General features: G+C 71.5%; 21 protein-coding genes. 13 read left to right on the top strand and 8 right to left on the bottom strand.

The window, feature by feature from the left end; translation table 11 throughout:
• Window positions 1–15: 15 nt before the first annotated feature.
• Complete coding sequence (locus AB0D74_RS08170) at window positions 16–1,812, bottom strand: AMP-dependent synthetase/ligase (protein WP_362581743.1); 1,797 nt, start codon at window positions 1,810–1,812, stop codon at window positions 16–18.
• A 358-nt stretch (window positions 1,813–2,170) separates the two neighbouring features.
• Here AB0D74_RS08170 and AB0D74_RS08165 point away from each other — a divergent pair, with 358 nt between their 5' ends.
• The 6 genes from AB0D74_RS08165 (at window position 2,171) to AB0D74_RS08140 (ending at window position 7,318) form a co-directional block, all read left to right on the top strand.
• Complete coding sequence (locus AB0D74_RS08165) at window positions 2,171–2,926, top strand: metallophosphoesterase (RefSeq protein ID WP_362581952.1); 756 nt, start codon at window positions 2,171–2,173, stop codon at window positions 2,924–2,926.
• Between the two features lie 140 nt (window positions 2,927–3,066).
• Window positions 3,067–3,510, top strand: coding sequence for an SRPBCC family protein (locus AB0D74_RS08160; RefSeq protein ID WP_093503999.1), 444 nt, complete (start codon window positions 3,067–3,069; stop codon window positions 3,508–3,510).
• Between the two features lie 229 nt (window positions 3,511–3,739).
• Window positions 3,740–4,894, top strand: coding sequence for an ArsA-related P-loop ATPase (locus AB0D74_RS08155; RefSeq protein WP_362581741.1), 1,155 nt, complete (start codon window positions 3,740–3,742; stop codon window positions 4,892–4,894).
• 63 nt (window positions 4,895–4,957) lie between these two features.
• Complete coding sequence (locus tag AB0D74_RS08150) at window positions 4,958–5,419, top strand: DUF5304 domain-containing protein (protein ID WP_362581739.1); 462 nt, start codon at window positions 4,958–4,960, stop codon at window positions 5,417–5,419.
• A 56-nt stretch (window positions 5,420–5,475) separates the two neighbouring features.
• On the top strand, window positions 5,476–6,429 hold the full coding sequence (locus AB0D74_RS08145; protein WP_362581737.1) for an ROK family glucokinase: 954 nt from the start codon (window positions 5,476–5,478) through the stop codon (window positions 6,427–6,429).
• A 139-nt stretch (window positions 6,430–6,568) separates the two neighbouring features.
• On the top strand, window positions 6,569–7,318 hold the full coding sequence (locus AB0D74_RS08140) for an endonuclease/exonuclease/phosphatase family protein (protein WP_362581735.1): 750 nt from the start codon (window positions 6,569–6,571) through the stop codon (window positions 7,316–7,318).
• A 32-nt stretch (window positions 7,319–7,350) separates the two neighbouring features.
• Here the strand turns inward: AB0D74_RS08140 and AB0D74_RS08135 are convergent, their stop codons facing one another.
• Complete coding sequence (locus tag AB0D74_RS08135) at window positions 7,351–7,944, bottom strand: hypothetical protein (RefSeq protein ID WP_362581733.1); 594 nt, start codon at window positions 7,942–7,944, stop codon at window positions 7,351–7,353.
• Window positions 7,937–8,716, bottom strand: coding sequence for an alpha/beta fold hydrolase (locus AB0D74_RS08130; RefSeq protein WP_362581731.1), 780 nt, complete (start codon window positions 8,714–8,716; stop codon window positions 7,937–7,939). The genes AB0D74_RS08135 and AB0D74_RS08130 overlap by 8 nt, the downstream gene beginning before the upstream one ends.
• Window positions 8,717–8,912: 196 nt before the next feature.
• On the opposite strand from AB0D74_RS08130, the gene AB0D74_RS08125 reads away from it, so the two are divergent.
• From AB0D74_RS08125 to AB0D74_RS08110, 4 genes are all read left to right on the top strand, one after another.
• Window positions 8,913–9,647 carry a lysophospholipid acyltransferase family protein gene (locus AB0D74_RS08125; RefSeq protein ID WP_362581950.1) on the top strand — a complete coding sequence of 245 codons (735 nt, stop codon included), beginning with the start codon at window positions 8,913–8,915 and terminating at the stop codon, window positions 9,645–9,647.
• Between the two features lie 66 nt (window positions 9,648–9,713).
• Window positions 9,714–10,928, top strand: a complete 1,215-nt coding sequence (locus AB0D74_RS08120; protein ID WP_362581730.1) for a DUF5931 domain-containing protein — start codon at window positions 9,714–9,716, stop codon at window positions 10,926–10,928.
• Window positions 10,925–11,587 carry a response regulator transcription factor gene (locus AB0D74_RS08115; RefSeq protein WP_362581729.1) on the top strand — a complete coding sequence of 221 codons (663 nt, stop codon included), beginning with the start codon at window positions 10,925–10,927 and terminating at the stop codon, window positions 11,585–11,587. Before AB0D74_RS08120 ends, AB0D74_RS08115 begins: the two co-directional genes overlap by 4 nt.
• Window positions 11,588–11,724: 137 nt before the next feature.
• Complete coding sequence (locus tag AB0D74_RS08110) at window positions 11,725–12,753, top strand: 6-phosphofructokinase (RefSeq protein WP_362581727.1); 1,029 nt, start codon at window positions 11,725–11,727, stop codon at window positions 12,751–12,753.
• 194 nt (window positions 12,754–12,947) lie between these two features.
• Here the strand turns inward: AB0D74_RS08110 and AB0D74_RS08105 are convergent, their stop codons facing one another.
• Both AB0D74_RS08105 and AB0D74_RS08100 read right to left on the bottom strand, forming a co-directional pair.
• Entirely contained in the window at window positions 12,948–14,813 is a 1,866-nt protein-coding gene (locus AB0D74_RS08105; RefSeq protein ID WP_362581726.1) for an anthranilate synthase family protein, read from the bottom strand.
• A gap of 99 nt (window positions 14,814–14,912) precedes the next feature.
• Window positions 14,913–14,969, bottom strand: coding sequence for a trp operon leader peptide (locus tag AB0D74_RS08100; protein ID WP_071659820.1), 57 nt, complete (start codon window positions 14,967–14,969; stop codon window positions 14,913–14,915).
• 106 nt (window positions 14,970–15,075) lie between these two features.
• Here AB0D74_RS08100 and AB0D74_RS08095 point away from each other — a divergent pair, with 106 nt between their 5' ends.
• Together AB0D74_RS08095 and AB0D74_RS08090 are read left to right on the top strand one after the other, a co-directional pair.
• On the top strand, window positions 15,076–16,428 hold the full coding sequence (locus AB0D74_RS08095) for a class II 3-deoxy-7-phosphoheptulonate synthase (protein WP_362581724.1): 1,353 nt from the start codon (window positions 15,076–15,078) through the stop codon (window positions 16,426–16,428).
• Window positions 16,429–16,578: 150 nt separating this feature from the next.
• Window positions 16,579–16,905 carry a (2Fe-2S)-binding protein gene (locus AB0D74_RS08090; protein WP_362581722.1) on the top strand — a complete coding sequence of 109 codons (327 nt, stop codon included), beginning with the start codon at window positions 16,579–16,581 and terminating at the stop codon, window positions 16,903–16,905.
• Here AB0D74_RS08090 and bfr read toward each other — a convergent pair.
• On the bottom strand, window positions 16,902–17,384 hold the full coding sequence (bfr, locus tag AB0D74_RS08085; protein WP_362581720.1) for a bacterioferritin: 483 nt from the start codon (window positions 17,382–17,384) through the stop codon (window positions 16,902–16,904). The two genes, AB0D74_RS08090 and bfr, sit on opposite strands and share 4 nt — an antisense overlap.
• A 182-nt stretch (window positions 17,385–17,566) precedes the next feature.
• Here bfr and AB0D74_RS08080 point away from each other — a divergent pair, with 182 nt between their 5' ends.
• Window positions 17,567–18,199, top strand: coding sequence for a sulfite oxidase-like oxidoreductase (locus AB0D74_RS08080; RefSeq protein ID WP_362581718.1), 633 nt, complete (start codon window positions 17,567–17,569; stop codon window positions 18,197–18,199).
• 20 nt (window positions 18,200–18,219) lie between these two features.
• Here AB0D74_RS08080 and AB0D74_RS08075 read toward each other — a convergent pair whose 3' ends face one another.
• Window positions 18,220–19,098, bottom strand: coding sequence for a deoxyribonuclease IV (locus tag AB0D74_RS08075; protein ID WP_362581716.1), 879 nt, complete (start codon window positions 19,096–19,098; stop codon window positions 18,220–18,222).
• 34 nt (window positions 19,099–19,132) lie between these two features.
• Window positions 19,133–21,055, bottom strand: a complete 1,923-nt coding sequence (gene pknB, locus AB0D74_RS08070; protein ID WP_362581715.1) for a Stk1 family PASTA domain-containing Ser/Thr kinase — start codon at window positions 21,053–21,055, stop codon at window positions 19,133–19,135.
• Window positions 21,056–21,187: the final 132 nt, after the last annotated feature.

The following is a 21,187-nucleotide window of genomic DNA, read 5'->3' as shown; positions in this document are numbered from 1 at the left end:
GCCCCGGGTGCCGCTCTACTTCTGGTAGATGGCCTCGATCTCGTCCGCGTAGTCCTTCGCCACCACGTTGCGCTTGAGCTTCAGGGACGGCGTCAGGTGGCCCGACTCCTCCGAGAACGGGGAGGACAGAATGCGGAACTTCCGCACCGATTCCGCCTTCGACACCGCGGCGTTGCCGTCGTCGACAGCATCCTGGATCGCCGCGAGCAGATCCGGGTCGTCACGCAGCGACGCCGCGGTGGAACCCGCCGGCTTGCCGTGGTCCGCCGCCCAGCGGCCGAGGAACTCGTCGTCGATGGTGATCAGCGCGCCCACGAACGGCCGCCCGTCCCCGACCACCATGCACTCCGCGACCAGCGCGTGCGCGCGGATGCGGTCCTCGATCACGGCCGGGGCGACGTTCTTGCCGCCCGCGGTGACGATGATCTCCTTCTTGCGGCCGGTGATCCTGAGGTAGCCGTCCTCGTCCAGGGTGCCGATGTCCCCGGTGTGGAACCAGCCGTCGGCCAGCGCCTCGGCGGTCGCGGCCGGGTTGTTCCAGTACCCCTTGAACAGGTGCTCGCCGTGCAGCAGCACCTCGCCGTCGTCCGCGATGCGGATCACCGAGCCGGGCAGCGGCTGCCCGACCGTGCCGATCTTGGTCCGGTCCCAGGGGTTGAACGCGGTCGCCGCACAGGACTCGGTCAGGCCGTAGCCCTCCAGGACCGTGAAGCCGATGCCCCGGAAGAAGTGGCCCAGCCGTTCGCCGAGCGGGGCGCCGCCGGAGATGGCGTACTCGCCCCTGCCGCCCAGCACCGCGCGCAGCTTGCTGTAGACGAGCTTGTCGAAGGTCTTGTGCTTGATCTTCAGGCCGAGGGTCGGGCCCGACGGGGTGTCCAGCGCCTTGCTGTACGCGATCGCGGTGTCCGCGGCCTTGTCGAAGATCTTGCCCTTGCCGTCCGCCTGCGCCTTGGCGCGCGCCGAGTTGTAGACCTTCTCGAAGACGCGCGGGACGCCCAGGATCAGCGTCGGCCGGAACGCGGCCAGCTCGTCGGTGAGGTTCTTGATGTCGGGGACGCAGCCCAGCTTGATCGGCGCCATCATCGGGGCGATCTGGACGAGCCGGCCGAAGACGTGCGCGAGCGGGAGGAAGAGGAGGACCGAACACTCGCCGGTGCGGAACAGCGGGCGCAGCCGCTCCACGATGTTGCCGCACTCCGCGAAGAAGGCGCGGTGGGTGAGGACGCAGCCCTTGGGGCGGCCGGTCGTACCGCTCGTGTAGACGATGGTCGCCGGGTCGTCCGCCTTCGCCTGCGAGCTGCGCTCGTCGACCGTGGCGTCGGTGACGCCCTGGCCGAGTCTGCCGAGCTCCTCCAAGGCGCCGGCCTCGATCTGCCAGACGTGCTTGAGGGCGGGCAGCGTCTCGCGCACCGACTCGACGGCGGCCGTGTGGCCGTCGAGTTCGACGATGCAGGCGGTCGCGCCGGAGTCGCTGAGGATCCACTGCACCTGCTCGGGCGAGCTGGTCTCGTACACCGGCACGGTGACCGCGCCGGCGCTCCAGATCGCGAAGTCGAGGAGCGTCCACTCGTAGCGGGTGCGGGACATCAGGCCGACCCGGTCGCCCGGCTGGATGCCGGAGGCGATGAGGCCCTTCGCCGCCGCATGCACCTCGGCCAGGAAGGCGGTGGCGGTCACGTCCGTCCACACACCCCCGACCTTGCGGGCCATGACGGCTACGTCGGGATGCTGCGCGGCGTTTCTGCGGACGATGTCGGTCAGATTGCCGTCCGCGGGGACCTCGTACAAAGCCGGAAGGCTGAACTCGCGCAAGACTGCTGCTCCTCATAGGGCGCCGACGCCACGACGTTGTGCGATGCGACGGTGCGGTCCAAGGCTCGGGCAGGTACTCAGGGCATCGCCACGGGCTGGAAGATCCGTTGGTTGAAATCCTGAGCACGACTGGACTGCCCGGACGTTACCCGCCGGTATGGCTTCTTCGACAGGGGGGTCCGGCGAGATGTTCGGTGCGTCACACAGGTTGGTGTTCCATTGCGTACGGTAGTCCAAGGCCTTAGTGACTGACCAGTAACCGCAGGTCCGGCCATCGCCTGTTCACGTTTGCCGCACAGGCCTACGCTTGATCACCATGGCAGCAACACCCCCGGGTACCCGAAGGACCCGCGTCCATGTGGTCAGCGACGTGCACGGCAACGTCCGTGACCTGGCCAGAGCCGGTGACGGCGCCGACGCCCTGATCTGTCTCGGCGACCTGGTCCTCTTCCTCGACTACGCCGACCACTCCCGCGGCATCTTCCCCGACCTGTTCGGCGTCGAGAACGCCGACCTCCTCGTCGAACTCCGCACCGCCCGCCGCTTCGAGGAGGCCCGGGAACTCGGCGCCCGGCTCTGGGGCGGCATCGGCATGGACCGCGCCACCGCCATCGAGAAGGCCGTGCGCAAGCAGTACGCCGAGATGTTCGCCGCACTCCCGACACCGACGTACGCGACCTACGGCAACGTCGACATGCCGCAGCTGTGGCCCGAGTACGCCGGGCCCGGCACCACCGTGCTGGACGGCGAGCGGGTCGAGATCGGCGGGTGGGTCTTCGGCTTCGTCGGCGGCGGCCTGCGCACCCCCATGCGCACCCCCTACGAGATCTCCGACGAGGAGTACGCGGCGAAGATCGAGGCGCTCGGCGAGGTCGACGTGCTCTGCACGCACATCCCGCCCGAGGTACCGGAGTTGGTCTACGACACCGTGGCCCGCCGTTTCGAACGGGGCAGCCGCGCCCTGCTGGACGCCATCCGCCGCACCCGCCCCCGCTACTCGCTCTTCGGCCACGTCCACCAGCCGCTGGTGAAGCGGATGCGGATCGGGGCCACCGAGTGCGTGAACGTCGGGCACTTCGCCGGTACCGGCCGGCCCTGGGCGCTGGAATGGTGACGACCCCGGACTGGGGGTGAAGTCGGCTGGTCGGGCGCGCGGTAGCCTTCACGCGGCACACGCGTGCGTACGCCCGCGCACGCCGACCCCTTTACTGGTCCCACCGGTCCCACCGGCCCGTATCTGGAGGAGCCACGGCGATGGCGGAACACACCAGCTCGAACATCACGATCGAGGCGGCCCCGGCCGACGTCATGGCGGTGATCGCCGACTTCGGGCGGTACCCGGACTGGACCGGCGAAGTGAAGGAGGCGGAGGTCCTCAAGACCGACGCCCAGGGCCGTGCCGAGCAGGTCCGCCTGGTCATGGACGCCGGCGCGATCAAGGACGACCAGGTCCTCGGGTACACCTGGACCGGCGACAACGAGGTCTCCTGGACGCTGGTGAAGTCCCAGATGCTCCGCTCCCTGGACGGCTCCTACCTCCTGAAGCCGGCGGGCGCGGGCTCCACCGAGGTCACGTACTCGCTGACGGTGGACGTGAAGATCCCGATGCTCGGCATGATCAAGCGCAAGGCCGAGAAGGTCATCATCGACCGAGCACTGGCGGGCCTGAAGAAGAGGGTCGAGTCGGGGGAGAAGTGACGCAGGGACGCGTCGCGGGGGTCCCGTGGCCGTCCGGCTGCGGGTCCGTGGGGGTTGCTCGCGAGTTCCCCGCGCCCCTGAAGGGGCTTCTTGGCTGCGGGCAGGCGTGCCGCAGGGCGGCACGGGTGGGCGCGGCGGCACCCTGCAAGCGCCGGTAAGCGTCCCCACCCCCGGCCCCCAGCACAGGGCACCGATCAAGCGAGCCCCGCTTCGGTTACGGTTCACCCTCATGCGCACCATCCTGATCACCGGCCCCGGCGGCAGCGGCCGTACGACCGTCGCCGCGGCCACCGCCCTGCGCGCCGCGGCCGACGGCACCCCCACCCTCGTCCTGAGCGCCGACCGCACGGACACCCTCGGCGCCGCCCTGGGCACGGCGACAGGACCGGAGCCCACCCGCGTCACCCCCACCCTCACCGCCTGGCGCCCGGACGCCGCCGCCCGCTTCCGCGAGGACCTCACCGCCTTCCAGACCCGCGCCGCGAACGTCCTCGACCTGCTCGGCGCCTCCCGCCTGGACGCCGAGGAGCTCACCCCCCTCCCCGGCGCCGAGGAACTCTCCTTCCTCCGCGCCCTGCGCGACGCCGCCCTCTCCGAGCGCTACGAACTGCTCGTCGTGGACCTCCCGCCCGCCCCGCAGGCGCTCGCCCTCCTCTCCCTCCCCGAGGAACTCCGCCGCTACCTGCGCCGCCTGCTCCCGCCCGAACGGCAGGCGGCCCGCGCCCTGCGCCCCGTCCTCGGCCGCCTCGCCGGCGTCCCCATGCCCGCCGACTGGCTCTACGAGACGGCAGCCCGCTGGGACGTCGAGCTCGCCGCCGTAGCGGCCGTCCTCGCCGACCGCGACACCGCCGTACGCCTGGTCGCCGAACCCGGCCCGGCCGGCGCCGACGCCGTCCGTACCGCGCGCCTCGGTCTCGCCCTGCACGGCCTGCCCGCCGCGACCCTGGTCGCCAACCGCGTGCTGCCCGAGGCCACCCCCCTGCACGCCCTCGTCGCCCAGCAGCGCAAGGCCCTCGCGGAGTGGGGAGAGACGTACGACGTCACCGCCGTCGCCCACCTCGGCCACGACCCGCGCGGCACCGACGACCTCGCCGCGCTCGCCGTACCCGGTGTCAACGCCGCGCCCGCCCCGGTCGAGTGGCAGGTCGCCGACCGGATCGAGGCGGACGGCGTCCTCGTCTGGCACATCCCGCTGCCCGGCGCGATACGGGACGGCCTCGACCTCGTCCGGCGCGGCGACGAGATCGTGATCACCGTGGGCGGCTTCCGCCGGATCGTCGCCCTGCCGTCGGCCCTGCGCCGCTGCACCGTCGCCGGGGCCGCCCTGCGCGACGGCGAGCTGCGCCTGCGGTTCGCGCCGGACCCGGAGCTGTGGCCGCGCTGACGGTGAAACCGGTACGCCCGTTCGGGTAACGTCGTAGAGACGAACCGTAGTCAGGAGTCCGTCATGAGCGAAGAGCGCCCCGCAGCCGACGCCTCCGAGGCCGCGGACGAGGTACGGGCGACGGACGACGACGCCTGGGCCACCGCCTGCGCCGAGGACCTGGAGGCCGAGAAGGCCCGCCGCCGCGCCCAGTACGGCCCGCCCCCCGGCTCGGCCGCCGAGGAACTGCGCAGGCTCGTCGACGCCGTCGCCGACAAGCTCTCCGGCATCCAGACCCCGCTGCTCGGCGCGGTCGCCGGACCCGCCGCCCAGCAGGTGGTCAGGCAGGTCGTCCAGCAGGCGAAGAACGCCGTCGAGCCCGTCCTGGAGCGCAACCCGGACGTCTTCGACCACCTGGCCGCCGCCGGCAGCGAACTCCTCGCCGCCTACCGCTCCGCGGTCCAGCACCAGGAGACCCGCTGGACCTCCGGCACCCCTGACAAGGGCGAGGAGCCCGGCCCCGGCGAACGCATCGATCTCGACTGACAGCCCCCCTCGGGTACGGTTGGCCGTAGCGGGGCTCGACCGAAACTGAGGGATTCATGGGACTCACCATCGGCGTCGACATCGGCGGCACGAAGATCGCGGCCGGCGTGGTCGATGAGGAAGGCAACATCCTCTCGACCCACAAGGTGCCGACCCCGGGTACGCCCGAGGGCATCGTGGACGCCATTGCTTCCGCCGTAGAGGGTGCGCGCGCCGGGCACGAGATCGTCGGCGTGGGCATCGGCGCCGCCGGTTACGTGAACCGGCAGCGTTCCACGGTCTACTTCGCGCCCAACATCGACTGGCGCCAGGAGCCGTTGAAGGAGGAGGTCGAGGCCCGCGTCGGCCTCCCCGTGGTCGTGGAGAACGACGCCAACGCCGCCGCGTGGGGCGAGTACAAGTTCGGTGCGGGCAAGGGCCACCGCAACGTCATCTGCATCACCCTCGGCACCGGCCTCGGCGGCGGCATCATCATCGGCAACAAGCTGCGCCGCGGCCACTTCGGTGTGGCCGCCGAGTTCGGCCACATCCGGATGGTCCCGGACGGGCTGCTGTGCGGCTGCGGCTCGCAGGGCTGCTGGGAGCAGTACGCCTCCGGCCGCGCCCTGGTCAGGTACGCCAAGCAGCGCGCCAACGCCACCCCCGAGAACGCCGAGGTCCTCCTCGCCCTCGGCGACGGCACCCCCGAGGGCATCGAGGGCAAGCACATCTCCGTGGCCGCCCGGCAGGGCGACCCGGTCGCCGTCGACTCCTACCGCGAGCTCGCCCGCTGGGCCGGCGCCGGCCTCGCCGACCTGGCCTCCCTCTTCGACCCCTCCGCGTTCATCGTCGGCGGCGGCCTCTCGGACGAGGGCGAACTGGTCCTCGACCCGATCCGCAAGTCCTACAAGCGCTGGCTGGTAGGCGGCAACTGGCGCCCGGTCGCCGAGGTCATCGCGGCCCAGCTGGGCAACGAGGCCGGCCTGGTCGGCGCGGCCGACCTGGCCCGGGAACCCGACCCGATCATGTAATCGCGGCCCACGGGTCCCACCTGCTTCTGAGGGGCGCGGGGAACTGCGCGACCAGCCACCACGCACCGGCAGTCGTCCACTCACCTCGCGCCCCACCCCCGTAGGCGCACAGCCCCTCTCCCGGCGTACATTGATCAATATGGCGACGCTCCCCAACTCCCACACAGAGCCCGACGGTTCCGCCGTCATCCGCGTCCTCAGCTACAACATCAGGTCCCTGCGGGACGACACCGGCGCCCTCGCCCGCGTCATCAAGGCCTGCGCCCCCGACCTGGTCCTGGTCCAGGAAGCCCCCCGCTTCTTCCGCTGGCGCAAGAAGCTCGCCCGCCTGGCCTCCGCCGCCGACCTGGTGATCCTCACCGGGGGCGGCACGGCGGCCGGCCCGGCGATCCTCTGCGACCTCCGCGCCACCGTCGAGCGCACCGAGGACGTCCTCCTGCCCCTCACCCCGGGCCTGCACCGCCGCGGCCTCGCGACCGCCGTCGTCCGGTTCGGCGGCGCCCGCCTCGGCGTCACCAGCTTCCACCTCAGCCTCCAGCAGGACGAGCGCTACGAGCAGGGCGGCATGCTCCTCGACCGGGTCGCCGGCCTGGGCGTGGAGCACGCCGTCGCGGGCGGCGACCTCAACGACCGCCCCGACGGCCGCACCTTCCGCCGCCTGGCCGCCGCCTACCAGGACTGCCGGACCACCGCACCCTGGGGCGGCGAGCTCACCTCCCCGTCCACCGACCCCCACCAGCGCATCGACGCCGTCTTCGCGACGAAGGGCATCGAGGTGCTCGGCTGCGGCGTCCCCGAAGACCTGCCCGGCGTGACCGGAACAGACCTGAGGGCGGCCACGGACCACCTTCCGGTCCTGGCCGCCCTCAGAATTCCGGCAGCGTCCTAGGGTCTGTCTCCGTCCCGCGTCCCGGCGGGCGCTCAGACCACGGCGCCCCGCCCCGGGTCCCCCTCGTCCTCGTCATCCGTCTTCATGCGGGTCACCAGCGCGACGAAGCCGCCCAGGAAGCCGCCGATGCCCAGCGTCGCCAGCCACCAGGTCATGTCCCAGCCCAGCAGCACCGCGAGCAGCAGCAGGATCGGGCCGCCCACCACGCCCAGCCAGGCGAACTTGGCCGTGGCGTCGGCCTCCGGCAGCGGCGGCGGCTCGGGCGGCACGAAGTGGCCCTCGTCGTCCTCGTCGAAGTCGTCCTCGGACGGCTCCGGCGCGGTGTAGTCGCGCGGGCCCACCCCGGGCGCGAAGGAGACGGAACCGCCCAGCGGCTGGACGGGCCGCTGCTCCTCGGCCGCCGCGGCTCCCGTCCCGGCGGCCTCGGTGTTCGCGTCGGTCGTCCCGTCCTCGTCCATCGCGGGCAGCGCCAAGTCCTTCACCGGCTTGTACGGCGTCGTGCCCGGGGGGTCCGGCGGTTCGTCGCCGTACCCCGCGACGATCGCCGCCCAGGCGGCCTCCTCGTCGAAGGGCACCCCCGTCTCGTCCGGCTCGCGGTCCTCGCGGTCGGAGTCGTGCTCAGCCAACTGCGGCCGTCCCTTCCTTGCCGACACTGGGTGCGAGCCGGCCGATGAAGGCGAGGCTCTCCTCGAAGATCCGGTCCGCGTCATGGTCCAACGTCGCGACGTGGTAACTCTGTTCCAGCACGACCTCCGTTACGTCCGTGGACGACACCCGGCTCAGGATGCGGGCGGAATCCACCGCCGGAACCACGTGGTCCTCGGCGCTGCGCAGGAGCAGCAGCGGCTGGGTCACCTGCGGCAGTTCCTTGTCCACCTGACGGAAGAGGTTCCGCAGCGAGTGCGCGCTGTGCAGCGGCACCCGGTCGTACCCGGTCTCCGCGGCGCCCGGCTTCGCGATGTCGCTGGCGATGCCCTTCGTCGTGCGCACGAGATGCCGGGCCACCGGAAGCGCGTACGCCGACAGGCCGTGCACCTTGTTCGCCGGGTTGACGATCACCACGCCGTCCACACCCGTACCGTTCCGCGCGGCCAGCCGGAGCGCCAGCGTGCCGCCCATGGACAGGCCCGCCACGAAGACCTGGGAGCAGCGCTCGCGCAGCAGCCGCAGCTCGCGGTCCACCTCCGCGTACCAGTCCTGCCAGCCGGTGACCACCAGGTCCTCCCAGCGGGTGCCGTGTCCGGGCAGCAGGGGCACGGACACGGTCAGGCCGTGTGCCGCATGGTGTTCGGCCCAGGGGCGCAGCGACTGGGGCGATCCGGTGAAGCCGTGGCAGAGGAGGACGCCGGCCTCCCCGCCGTCATGGCGGTACGGCTCGGCTCCGGGGAGAACCGGCACCTTCGGTCTCCAATTCATTCGAGTTCGTTCGAAATCGTTCGAATCGTTCGGCGGGGGTGGAACTGCGAGAGCCGTGGACGACGACTCCAGTTGTGCTTCACCGTACGCGACGGCACTGACACCGACCAGGGTCGTCGGGCCCATTCCCGGCGCTCCGGGTTAAGGTCTGATCGACGGAAACAGGAGGCACTCGGTGTTGTACGGCGCGATGAAGGTCGCTATCGGGGGACCGCTCAAGGTCACCTTCAGACCCTGGGTGGAGGGCCTGGAGAACGTCCCGGCCGAGGGTCCGGCGATCCTGGCGAGCAACCACCTGTCGTTCTCGGACTCGTTCTTCCTGCCCGCGGTGCTGGACCGCAAGGTCACGTTCATCGCGAAGGCCGAGTACTTCACCACGCCAGGGCTGAAGGGCCGCCTCACGGCCGCCTTCTTCAAGGGCGTCGGCCAGCTCCCCGTCGACCGCTCCGGCGCCCGCGGCGCCGGCGAGGCCGCGGTGCAGAGCGGCATAGACGTGCTGGAGCGCGGCGAGTTGTTCGGCATCTACCCGGAGGGCACCCGCTCGCCCGACGGCCGCCTCTACCGGGGCAAGCCCGGCGGCCTCGCGCGTGTGGCGCTCGCGACCGGCGCCCCGGTCGTCCCGGTCGCGATGATCGACACGGAGAAGATCCAGCCGCCGGGGCAGGTGATGCCCAAGCTGATGCGGCCGGGCATCCGGATCGGCAAGCCGCTGGACTTCAGCCGCTACCAGGGCATGGAGCACGACCGGTTCGTGCTGCGCGCGGTGACCGACGAGGTCATGTACGAGATCATGAAACTCTCCGGCCAGGAGTACGTGGACATCTACGCGACGGCCGCCAAGCGGCAGATCGCGGAGGCCGCCAAGGCCGGGAAGGACGCGGCGAAGGCCGAGAAGAAGGCCGCCGAGTCCTAGGCCGGCGGCAGGGGGCCCGCAGCCGGGGGGACCGGCGGCCGGGGACGGGCAGGGGGACTGGGGGACATGAGCAAGCGGGAACGCGTCATACGGATGTCGGTCGAGCAGCCGCTGTGGCGTGCCCTCACCGGTTACCGCGTGCTGACCCTGCTGTACGCGATCGGCCTGTTCGCCTCGGCCTACGACGACTACGACCGCGTGGGCGTCGCCATCGCCTACTACGCCGTCCTGACCGTCTGGACCCTGGCGACCCTGCCCCGCGTGCAGAACGCGGCGGCCTGCACCAAGCGCTTCCTCGCCGTGGACCTCGCCGTCGCGCTCACCGGCATCGTGCTGACCCCCTGGGTGGTCACCCAGGGCCACATCGACCGCGGCGGCCCGACCCTGCCGTCGATCTGGACCGCCGGCTCGGTCCTCGCCTACGCCCTCAAGGGCGGCTGGCGCTGGGCCGCGTTCGCCTCCACCCCGGTGGCAGCCGCCAACCTCGTCGAACGCGGCCACCCGGCCCGCGACACCGTCCACAACGTGATCCTGGTCTGGGTCGCCTCCATCGCCATCGGGTACGTCGTCGAGGTCGCCCGCGCCTCCGAGCGCACCCTCGCCCGCGCCCTGGAGATCGAGGCGGCGACCCGGGAACGGGAGCGGCTCGCCCGGGACATCCACGACAGCGTGCTCCAGGTGCTCGCCATGGTGCAGCGGCGCGGCGCGGACCTCGGCGGCGAGGCGGGCGAACTGGGCCGGCTGGCCGGCGAGCAGGAGGTGGCCCTGCGGACCCTGGTCTCCGGCGGCCTGGTGCCGCCCTCGCGGCTCTCGGAGGACGAGGCCGAGGGCGCGGTCGTGCGCCTGGTCGAGGAGCCGGACGACAGCGGCCCCGTCGACCTGCGCCCGCTGCTCTCGCGGTACGCCGGGTCCCGGGTCAGCCTCGCCGAGCCGGGCGCGCCGGTGGAGCTGCCGCCGGGCGCCGCACGCGAGTTGGCCGCAGCCGTCGGGGCCGCCCTGGACAATGTGCGCAGGCACGCGGGCGAGGCCGCCCGGGCCTGGATCCTCGTCGAGGACGAGCCCGGCGAGGTCGTGGTGACCGTACGGGACGACGGCCCCGGCATCCCGGAGGGCAGGCTCGCCCAGGCCGAGGGCGAAGGGCGGCTCGGGGTGGCCCAGTCGATCCGGGGCCGGCTGCGCGACCTCGGCGGCAGCGCCGAGCTGTTCTCGACTCCCGGGCAGGGCACGGAAGTAGAGCTGAAGGTACCGAAGGTCTCCCCGGGGAAGGCGGAGCGGCGATGAGCATCAGGGTCATGGTGGTCGACGACCACCCGATGTGGCGGGACGCGGTCGCCCGTGACCTGGCCGAGTCCGGTTTCGAGGTGGTCGCCACCGCGGGCGACGGCGAGCAGGCGGTGCGCCGCGCCAAGGCAGCCGCGCCCGACGTCCTCGTCCTGGACCTCAACCTGCCGGCCAAGCCGGGCGTCCAGGTCTGCAAGGAACTCGTCGGCCACAACCCGGCGTTGCGGGTCCTGGTCCTCTCCGCGAGCGGGGAGCACGCGGACGTCCTGGAGGCCGTGAAGTCCGGCGCGACCGGTTATCTGCTCAAGTCGGCTTCCACGGAGGAACTCCTCGACGCGGTCCGCCGTACCGCCGTCGGCGACCCGGTGTTCACACCCGGCCTCGCCGGTCTGGTCCTCGGCGAGTACCGCCGGCTGGCCTCCGAGCCCGCCCCGGAGGCGGACGCCGACCGGCCCGACGCGCCCCGGCTCACCGACCGCGAGACCGAGGTGCTGCGCCTGGTCGCCAAGGGCCTGAGCTACAAGCAGATCGCCGAACGCCTCGTCATCTCCCACCGCACGGTCCAGAACCACGTCCAGAACACCCTCGGCAAACTCCAGCTGCACAACAGGGTGGAGCTGGTGCGGTACGCGATAGAGGCCGGCCTCGACGACGACTGATCTGATCTGATCTTCGGGTGGCCGTAAACCAACCGCCTGACAATTCACCGGAATTGCCCTTCCGCGCCCATCCCTGTGTGAGCTGGATCACCATTAGCGTGAGTCCCACCAGGCAACCGCGGCGAAGGGACATTTCCATGCGGGTCGGAGTACTGACCGGAGGCGGCGACTGCCCCGGGCTCAACGCCGTCATCCGGGGCGTCGTCCGCAAGGGCGTGCAGGAGTACGGCTACGACTTCGTGGGCTTCCGGGACGGCTGGCGCGGACCCCTCGAAGGCGACACCGTCCGCCTCGACATCCCCGCCGTGCGCGGCATCCTGCCCCGCGGCGGCACCATCCTCGGCTCCTCGCGGACCAATCCGCTCAAGCAGGAGAACGGCATCCGCCGGATCAAGGACAACCTCGCCAAGCTGGAGGTCGACGCGCTGATCGCGATCGGCGGCGAGGACACCCTCGGCGTCGCCGCGCGCCTCACCGACGAGTACGGCGTGCCCGTCGTCGGCGTCCCGAAGACCATCGACAACGACCTGTCCGCCACCGACTACACCTTCGGCTTCGACACCGCCGTCGGCATCGCCACCGAGGCCATCGACCGGCTGCACACCACCGCCGAGTCCCACATGCGGGTCCTGGTCTGCGAGGTGATGGGCCGGCACGCCGGCTGGATCGCCATCCACTCCGGCCTCGCCGGCGGCGCCAACGTCATCCTCATCCCGGAACAGCGCTTCGACGTCGACCAGGTGTGCGCCTGGGTCACCTCCCGCTTCAAGGCGTCGTACGCCCCGATCGTGGTCGTCGCCGAGGGCGCCATGCCCAAGGACGGCGAGATGGTCCTCAAGGACGGCACGCTGGACTCCTTCGGGCACGTCCGGCTCTCCGGCGTCGGCGAGTGGCTGGCCAAGGAGATCGAGAAGCGCACCGGCAAGGAGGCCCGGACCACCGTCCTCGGGCACATCCAGCGCGGCGGCACGCCCAGCGCCTTCGACCGCTGGCTCGCCACCCGCTTCGGCCTGCACGCGGTCGACGCCGTCCGCGACGGCGACTTCGGCAAGATGGTCGCGCTGCGCGGCACCGACATCGTCCGGGTGCCGATCGCGGAGGCCACGGCCAAGCTGAAGACCGTGGACGTGAAGCTGTACGAGGAGGTCGGGGTGTTCTTCGGCTGACAGCCGTCGGCCACCTCTCCCGGCCCGCGCGTCGTCACGGTCACCGTGACGACGCGCGGCGGCGTCCTGCACAAGGCCGAGCTTTGACGCAACGGCTGCGGCGAGACACCTGAGGGGCGCGGGGCTGTATTCGATATGCGGCTCCGCCGCGTGGGCGCGACCAGCCCCCACGCACCCGCACCCGCACCCGCAACTCAAGCCTGAACGGTTCCAGCGCCGCGCAACTGACCCACCAGCTCGCGGACAATCACCGCCCCGTTCAGCGTGAGCACCGACTCGGGATGGAACTGCACCCCGGCGAACCCCGGCCCCCGCAACGCGTGCACCTCCCCGTTCTCCGCCCGGCTCACCTCCACCCCGTGCGCCGCCAGCTCCCGCGCCGCCTCCTCGTCGCAGCGGGCCACGAAGCTGTTGTAGAAGCCGACCGTCTCCGGCCGCCCGAACAGGTCCACGGCCGTCTGCGCCCCCTGGTAGGGCACCTCCTTGCGGACGATCTCCAGCCCCAGCTCCGCCGCGATCAGCTCGTGCCCCAGGCAGACGCCCAGCACCCCGTGGCGGTGCTCGCGGATCACGGTCGACGTCAGCTCCCGCAGGAACCGCATCTTCGGATCGTCCAGGTCGGACGGGTCGCCGGGCCCGGGGCCGAGCACCACCGGGCCCCCGTGCGCACGCACGGCCGCCCGCAGCCCCGGCTCGTCGTAGCGCCGGACGGTGACGTCGAGCCCGCCGGCCCGCAGCACGTGCGCGAGCATCGCCGTGAACGTGTCCTCGCCGTCGACCACGAGCGCGTGCCCGGCCAGTTCCCCGGTCCGCTCCTGCATCCGCAGCCAGAACGGCGCCAGGGAGGCCCGCCGCCCGTCCAGCGCGGCCCGCACCCGGGGGTCGTCGGCCAGCCGCGGCCCCGTCCGCTCCGCGCGCGGCCGGGCCTGCCGTACCCCGAGGGCCGCCAGCACCCCCGCCACCTTGGCGTGCGTCTCGGCGACCTCGCCCGCCGGGTCCGAGCCGCGTACCAGGGTGGCGCCGACGGGGACCCGCAGCCTGCCGTCCGCGTCGATGTCCGCGGTACGGATCAGGATGGGGGAGTCGAGGGTCTGGCCGCCGCCGGAGCCGCGGCCGAGCAGCGCCAGCGCCCCCGCGTAGTAGCCGCGCCCGCCCACCTCGTGCCGTTCGATCACCCGGCAGGCGTTCTGCACCGGGGACCCGGTCACGGTCGCCGCGAACATGGTCTCCCGCAGCACCTCCCGCACGTCCAGCGAGGACCGGCCGCGCAGCTCGTACTCGGTGTGCGCGAGGTGCGCCATCTCCTTCAGCCGGGGCCCGACGACCACACCGCCCATGTCGCCCACCGTGCACATCATCTTGAGCTCCTCGTCGACGACCATCGACAGCTCCTCGATCTCCTTGCCGTCGGCGAGGAAGCCGAGCAGGTGCTCGGGGGTGGGGCCCTCGGCCGGGTAGCGGTACGTGCCGCTGATCGGGTTCATGACCACCGTGCCGCCGGACATCCGCACGTGCACCTCCGGACTCGCGCCGACCAGCGTCCGGTCCCCGGTGTGCACCACGAACGTCCAGTACGCGCCCCGCTCGCCCTCGAGGAGCCGGCGGAACAGCGCCAGCGCGTCGGCGCGTCCGAAGCCCGGGATCTCGCCCTCGTACGTCCGCCGGATCACGAAGTTCGCGCCCTCGCCGCGGCCGATCTCCTCGCGCAGCACCCGGTCGACGATCTCCGCGTACGCGTCGTCGTCGACGTCGAAGGCGCCGGACTCGACGTGGACGTGGTGGGAGGGGAGGGCGGCGAGCGCCTCGTCGAGTGGAATGTGACATACCACTGTCGGGGTCAGGACCAGCAGCGGTGTCCCGTCGTCCCGCACGTCGAACCCCCGTTCCCTGATCTGCCGGTACGGGATCAGCGCCAGCCCCTCCTCGGGCAGGTCGGCGAGCCGGTCACGGGAGGTGACCGGGCCGAGGAGGAGTTCCACCGTGTCCCCCTCGTGGCCGGGCGTGCGGCGGCGGAGCAGGGCGAAGGGACGGTCGTCGTGGAGCAGCTGGGTCAGGTCCATGGTTCCTCTGCCTGGTGCGGCGGGTGAGGGAGGAACGGCCCCGGAAACACCGAAGGCCGCCCCTCCGGGCGGCCTTCGCGAAGTCTTGCGTACGCGCAGTCAGTGGGCCGCCGGAGAAGCGGTCCACCACCAGTTCTGGGTCGAATGCGCGAACATGCGGGGAACCATACCCCAGCGAGCGCCCTGTCCACAGGACAATCACTCTGTCTCACCAGTCGAGCGGGAGGAAAACATGGCGACACGACCCCGTAATGTTTACGAGGTGACCGTGAACGCTAAGACCAGCCTCGGTGCTGGCAACACCTGGCGAAACCTGCCCGCGGCGCAGCAGCCCGAGTACCCCGACCCCGAGGCTCTGCGCGCAGTCGTTGCGGAGCTGGAGTCGTATCCGCCGCTCGTCTTCGCGGGCGAGTGCGACCAGCTGCGCGCCCGGATGGCGGCCGTCGCCAAGGGCGAGGCGTTCCTCCTCCAGGGCGGCGACTGCGCCGAGGCCTTCGACGCGGTGTCCGCCGACCACATCCGCAACAAGCTCAAGACCCTCCTCCAGATGGGTGCCGTGCTGACGTACGCCGCGTCGGTGCCCGTGGTGAAGGTGGGGCGGATCGCCGGCCAGTACAGCAAGCCGCGCTCCAAAGGGACCGAGACCCGCGACGGCGTGACGCTGCCGACGTACCGCGGCGACTCGGTGAACGGCTTCGACTTCGACGAGAAGGCCCGGATCCCGGACCCCGAGCGGCTGAAGCGGATGTACAACGCCTCCGCCTCGACGCTGAACCTCGTGCGCGCCTTCACCACCGGCGGCTACGCCGACCTGCGCCAGGTGCACGCCTGGAACCAGGACTTCGTGAAGTCGTCCCCGTCCGGCCAGCGCTACGAGCAGCTCGCCCGCGAGATCGACAACGCGCTGAACTTCATGCGGGCCTGCGGCGCGGAGCCCGAGGAGTTCAAGACGGTCGAGTTCTTCTCCTCGCACGAGGCGCTGCTGCTGGACTACGAGTCCGCCCTGACCAGGGTCGACTCGCGCACCGGCAAGCTGTACGACGTCTCCGCGCACATGGTGTGGATCGGTGAGCGCACCCGGCAGATGGACGGGGCGCACATCGAGTTCGCCTCGAGGATCCGCAACCCGATCGGTCTCAAGCTCGGCCCGACGACGACCGCCGAGGACGTGCTGAAGTACATCGACCGCCTCGACCCGGACCGGGAGCCCGGCCGGCTGACCTTCGTCGTCCGGATGGGCGCCGACAAGGTCCGCGACAAGCTCCCCGAGCTGGTCGAGAAGGTCACCGCCTCGGGCGCCACCGTGGCCTGGGTGACCGACCCGATGCACGGCAACACCTTCGAGGCGGCCTCGGGCCACAAGACCCGCCGCTTCGACGACGTGCTCGACGAGGTCAAGGGCTTCTTCGAGGTCCACAAGGCGCTCGGCACCCACCCGGGCGGCATCCACGTGGAGCTCACCGGCGACGACGTCACCGAGTGCGTGGGCGGCGGCGACGAGATCTTCGTCGACGACCTGCACCAGCGCTACGAGACGGCCTGCGACCCGCGGCTGAACCGCAGCCAGTCCCTGGACCTGGCGTTCCTCGTCGCGGAGATGTACCGCGACCAGTAGGGCGGCCTCACAGGGGGGTGGGGCGCGGATCACATACGATCCGCGCCCCACCCCACTTTTGCGCTCGCCGGGTGATGGGTAAGGTTAGGATTGCCTCACCGATCCATCGGGGCGGCACCACTGATCGATCCCGGCGGGAGGTGAATCCGCGTGTACGTCTGCAGCTGCTTCGGAGTGACCGAGGCGCAGGTCAAGCAGCACGCGGAGGACGGTGCCTGCACCCCCCGCCAGATAGCGTCCGCCTGCAAGGCGGGTACGGACTGCGGTTCGTGCGTCCGCCGCATCCAGGCGATCCTCGGCCGCGGCAACTGCCCACGCCGCGACCTCGCCGACCAGGGCAAGCCGGTGCTCACGGCCCTGAGCCCCGAAGGGCGCGGGGCTGTGTCCAACGGCGGCTCCGCCGCGGGGGCGCGACCGGCCGTGACGGGCCCGCAGACGGCCGACGACCTGCCTCGGCCCTTCCCGCGGAGCGCCTAGCTGCTCTCCGGCTGCTCGATGATCTGCGCGATGTAGAGCGCCTCGCCGAGCTTCTCCACCAGTTCCAGCTGGGTGTCGAGGTAGTCGATGTGGTGCTCCTCGTCCTTCAGGATGTCCTCGAAGATGTTCGCGGACGTGATGTCGCCCTTCTCGCGCATCACCTTGATCCCGCGCTTGAGGCGGTCGATCGCCTCCACCTCGATCTGCCGGTCGGCCTCGAACATCTCCTTGACGGTCTGCCCCACGCGGACGTGGAACAGCCGCTGGTAGTTGGGCAGCCCCTCCAGGAACAGGATCCGGTCGGTGAGCACCTCGGCGTGCTTCATCTCGTCGAACGACTCGTGCCGGGTGTACTTCGCGAGCTTGTACCAGCCGAAGTTCTCCTGCATCTTCGCGTGCAGGAAGTACTGGTTGATCGCGGTGAGCTCACCGGTGAGCTGTTCGTTGAGGAATTCGATGACCTCGGGGTCGCCCTGCATCGCAGAGGCTCCTTCCACGGACTGGGGTGTTTGCGGCGCATGATTGCACCGGCGTAGAAGATCGTCCAGTAAGTGTTGACTTAGTAAGTAAGTGCATACTTGGAGCCAGTTGCCCGATTTGTTGATCCGTGGGTGGTCTGCCTGGTCAGATGCACCGTCCGTGGTCTGTCAGGATGGAAGGCATGGGTCATCCGGTGGAGCGCGCGTCTCGGGAAACCGCGGGAGCCGGGCTTCCGCCGGGACAGCGACTGCAGCGCGGCTGGCCGGTCACCCACTACGGCCCGGTGCCCAAGTTCCGGCCCGAGCGCTGGGAGTTCCGGATCTTCGGCGCCACCGGCGACGGGGACGCGCACGTCTGGAACCACGAGCAGTTCACGGCCCTGCCGTACGCCACCGTGGTCGCGGACCTGCACTGCGTGACGAAGTTCAGCATGCTCGGCGCGGAGTGGGGCGGGATCCCGGCCCGGACCGTCCTGGAGCTCGCGCCGCCCGCCCCCGATGTCACCCATGTGATGGTCTGGGCGGAGTACGGCTTCAGCTCCAACATGCGCCTCGCGGACTTCGCCGCCGAGCGCACCCTCTTCGCCACCCACAAGGACGGTGAACTGCTTACCGCCGAGCACGGGTTCCCGGTCCGCCTGGTCGTCCCCCACCTGTACGCCTGGAAGGGCCCCAAGTGGGTCCGCGGCATCGAGTACATGACCGCCGACCGCCGCGGCTTCTGGGAGGAGCGCGGCTACCACAACATCGGCGACCCCTGGAAGGAACAGCGCTACTCCTACCAGGAGGGACCGGGGGACGGCCCGGAACTCTGAGCCGCGGGCGAGGGCCCGGCTCAGCTCTCCCGGAGCCGCTTGAGGCGCTCGACGTCGGCCGCGTGCCCCTCCTTGCCGCCGGGCGTCTCGATGACCAGCGGTACGCCCGCGGTCGCCGGGTGGGTCATCAGCGCACGGAACGGGTCCTCGCCGATGTGCCCGGAGCCGATGTTCTCGTGCCGGTCCTTGTGCGCGCCCACCACGTCCTTCGAGTCGTTGGCGTGGATCAGCTTCAGCCGCCCCTCGCCGACGGTCGACACGAGCAGGTCCAGCGTCCCGTGCATCCCGCCCGGCCCGGTCAGGTCGTGCCCGGCGGCGAAGACGTGGCAGGTGTCCAGGCAGACACCGAGCTTCGGATGGGCGTCCAGTGCCTCGAAGTACGGGCCGAAGTCCCAGGTCCGCGAGCAGAGCGAGGAGCCCTGTCCGGCGGTGGACTCCAGGAGCAGGAACGGGTCGTCGTCGTGGGTCAGCTCGTCGAGCAGCGGCAGCAGACGTGCCCGCACCTGCTTCAGCGCCACGTCCCGGGCCCGCCCGCCGGTCGCGCTGCCGGTGTGCACGACGACTCCCAGGGCCCCGATCTCCCGGCCGCGCCGCAGCGAGTGCCGCAGCGACTCCACCGACTTCTCCACGGTCGCCTCGGTGTGCGAACCGAAGTTGATCAGGTACGGGGCGTGCACGTACGCCGGGATCGACTCCTCGGCGCAGGCCGCGCGGAACGCCTCGTCCTGCCGGGGGCTGCCCGCCGGGGTGGCCCAGCCGCGCGGGTTGGCGACGAAGACCTGCACGGTCTCGGCCTTCAGCTCACGGGCGTAGGACAGCCCCACGGAGTGCAGACCGCCGGCCACCGGGACGTGGCCGCCGACGGGGTTGCGGGCGGGGCCTGACTGCTGACTCTTCACCCGTCAAGGGTGTCACGGCGCCGCCGGCGCCCGGTCAGCGGATGGTGATCGTGATCGTCGACCCCTTGGGCGCCTGCTCGCCGGCGTCCACCGACTGCTTCCGCACGGTGTTGCCGAACAGCCCGAGCAGCCCGCGGTCCTCCTTGACCTGGAAGCCGGACTGCTCCAGCAGCTTGGTCGCATCGTCCACGGTGGCCCCGAGCACGTTCGGCACCTCGACCAGCTCCGGGCCCTTGGACAGCGTCAGCGTCACGGTGTCGCCCTCGGCGGCCTGCGCGTCACCCGCCGGGGTCTGCCGGGCGACCTGCCCCTGGTCGTACTCGGAGTTGACCTCGGTGGCGGACACCGTCACCTTCAGCCCGGCCTCCTGGAGCTCCTGCCGGGCGTCGTCCAGGTCGTCGCCGGTGACGTCCGGGACGTCGACCGGGGCGCCCTTGCTGACGACGAGCGCGATCGCGGTCCCCGCGTGCCGCTTGCTCCCCGCCCCCGGATCGGTCGAGATGACCGTCCCCCTGGCCACGTCCTCGCTGAACTCCCGGGTCACCATGCCCGGTTCCAGCCCGTCCGCCGTGAGCAGCAGCCTGGCCCTGGCCAGTGTCCGCCCCTGCACGTCCGGCACGGCCACCGTCTCGGGGCCGTCCGAGACGGTGAGCGTCACCGAGTCGTTGCTGCGGATGCGCTTGCCGGCCTCCGGGTCGGTGCTGATCACCGTGCCCCGCTTCACCGTGTCGCTGTAGGCGTGTTCGACCGACCCGACGTCGAGCCCGGCCTCCTTCAGCCGCGCGGTGGCCTGGGCCTCGGTCTTCGACAGCAGCGGCGGGACCTTGGTGAACTGCCCCGAGTTGATGTACCAGACGCCGGTGCCCGCGCCGAGGAGGATCAGCGCGGCGACGACCAGCGTCAGCAGCCCGCGCCGGGACCGACGGCCCCCGCGCCGCCGGTCGGGTACAGGCGGCGCCTCGAACCTGCTGGTCCGCAGCACCCCCTCGTCCTCCTCGTTGACGGGCAGCGGCCGGGGCACCGTCAGCGACCGGGGTATGACACTGGTCCGGTCCTCGGCGATGTCGTGCGCCTGAGCCAGCGCCTGCGGCGGTACGGCGTCCAGCTGCTCGGCGCCGAGCCTGCTCCGCGCCTCCCGCAGCAGGGCGAGCAGCGCGACGGCGTCGTACGGCCGGACCGCGGGATTGCGGGCGGTCCCGAGGGCGACCAGCTCGTCCAGCTCGTGGGCGAGCCCCGGCACGACGGCGGACGGCGCCGGCACGTCCTCGTGCAGATGCTTGTAGAGGATCACCGCGGCCGAGTCCGCGTCGTGCGGCTTCTCCCCGGTGAGCATCTCGTACAGCACGACACCGCACGCGTAGACGTCGACCCGCGGATCGGCGGTCCCGTTCTCGACCTGCTCGGGCGCCAGGTACGACAGGGTGCCGAGCACGGCGCCGGTCGTACTGGTGACGGAGTCCACGGACCGCACCAGCCCGAAGTCCGCGACCTTGACCCGCCCGTCGTCCCCTATCAACACGTTCTCGGGCTTCATGTCCCGGTGCACGAACCCGGCCCGGTGCGCGGCGCCCAGCGCGGCCAGCACCGGCTCCATGATGTCCAGCGCGGCCCGCGGCTGCAGCGCGCCGCGCTCGCGCAGCACGTCCCGCAGGGTGCAGCCGGCGACGTACTCCATGGCGAGATACACGTACGACCGGTCGGCCCCCTGGTCGTAGACCTGGACCACGTTCGGGTGGGCCAGCCGGGCGACGGACTTGGCCTCCCGGATGAACCGCTCGACGAAGGAGACGTCGGCGGCGAGCGCCGGGTGCATCACCTTCAGCGCGAGCACGCGGTCCAGCCGGATGTCCAGGGCCCGGTAGACCGTGGCCATCCCGCCGACGGCGATCCGCGCGTCGACGCGATACCGGCCGTCGAGCACCTGCCCGACAAGGGGGTCCTGAAGGGTCGTATCCACCCAGCGAGTGTACGAGCACCGGCTGACACCCCCACAGGTGAGACCGCTTTCCCCGGGTGACTGCAGCGCACCTGTGACGCTTTGCACCTGGCTGAAATACATTCCCCCCGTCCCGCAGCCGCCGACGGCGCT

This window comes from Streptomyces sp. NPDC048278, from assembly GCF_040652195.1.
Lineage (GTDB): Bacteria > Actinomycetota > Actinomycetes > Streptomycetales > Streptomycetaceae > Streptomyces.
The sequence above is the reverse complement of the archived record's forward strand: the minus strand, read 5'-3'. Positions and strand labels throughout refer to the sequence as shown.

Bases quoted from the DNA above. Each gene is read 5' to 3' on its own strand.
- AB0D74_RS08140 (WP_362581735.1), top strand. From the start codon at position 6,569: ATGGCGACGCTCCCCAACTCCCACACAGAGCCCGACGGTTCCGCCGTC.
- AB0D74_RS08110 (WP_362581727.1), top strand. From the start codon at position 11,725: ATGCGGGTCGGAGTACTGACCGGAGGCGGCGACTGCCCCGGGCTCAAC.
- bfr (WP_362581720.1), bottom strand. From the start codon at position 17,384: ATGCAGGGCGACCCCGAGGTCATCGAATTCCTCAACGAACAGCTCACC.
- AB0D74_RS08145 (WP_362581737.1), top strand. From the start codon at position 5,476: ATGGGACTCACCATCGGCGTCGACATCGGCGGCACGAAGATCGCGGCC.
- AB0D74_RS08155 (WP_362581741.1), top strand. From the start codon at position 3,740: ATGCGCACCATCCTGATCACCGGCCCCGGCGGCAGCGGCCGTACGACC.
- AB0D74_RS08105 (WP_362581726.1), bottom strand. From the start codon at position 14,813: ATGGACCTGACCCAGCTGCTCCACGACGACCGTCCCTTCGCCCTGCTC.
- AB0D74_RS08150 (WP_362581739.1), top strand. From the start codon at position 4,958: ATGAGCGAAGAGCGCCCCGCAGCCGACGCCTCCGAGGCCGCGGACGAG.
- AB0D74_RS08080 (WP_362581718.1), top strand. From the start codon at position 17,567: ATGGGTCATCCGGTGGAGCGCGCGTCTCGGGAAACCGCGGGAGCCGGG.
- AB0D74_RS08120 (WP_362581730.1), top strand. From the start codon at position 9,714: ATGAGCAAGCGGGAACGCGTCATACGGATGTCGGTCGAGCAGCCGCTG.
- AB0D74_RS08160 (WP_093503999.1), top strand. From the start codon at position 3,067: ATGGCGGAACACACCAGCTCGAACATCACGATCGAGGCGGCCCCGGCC.
- AB0D74_RS08115 (WP_362581729.1), top strand. From the start codon at position 10,925: ATGAGCATCAGGGTCATGGTGGTCGACGACCACCCGATGTGGCGGGAC.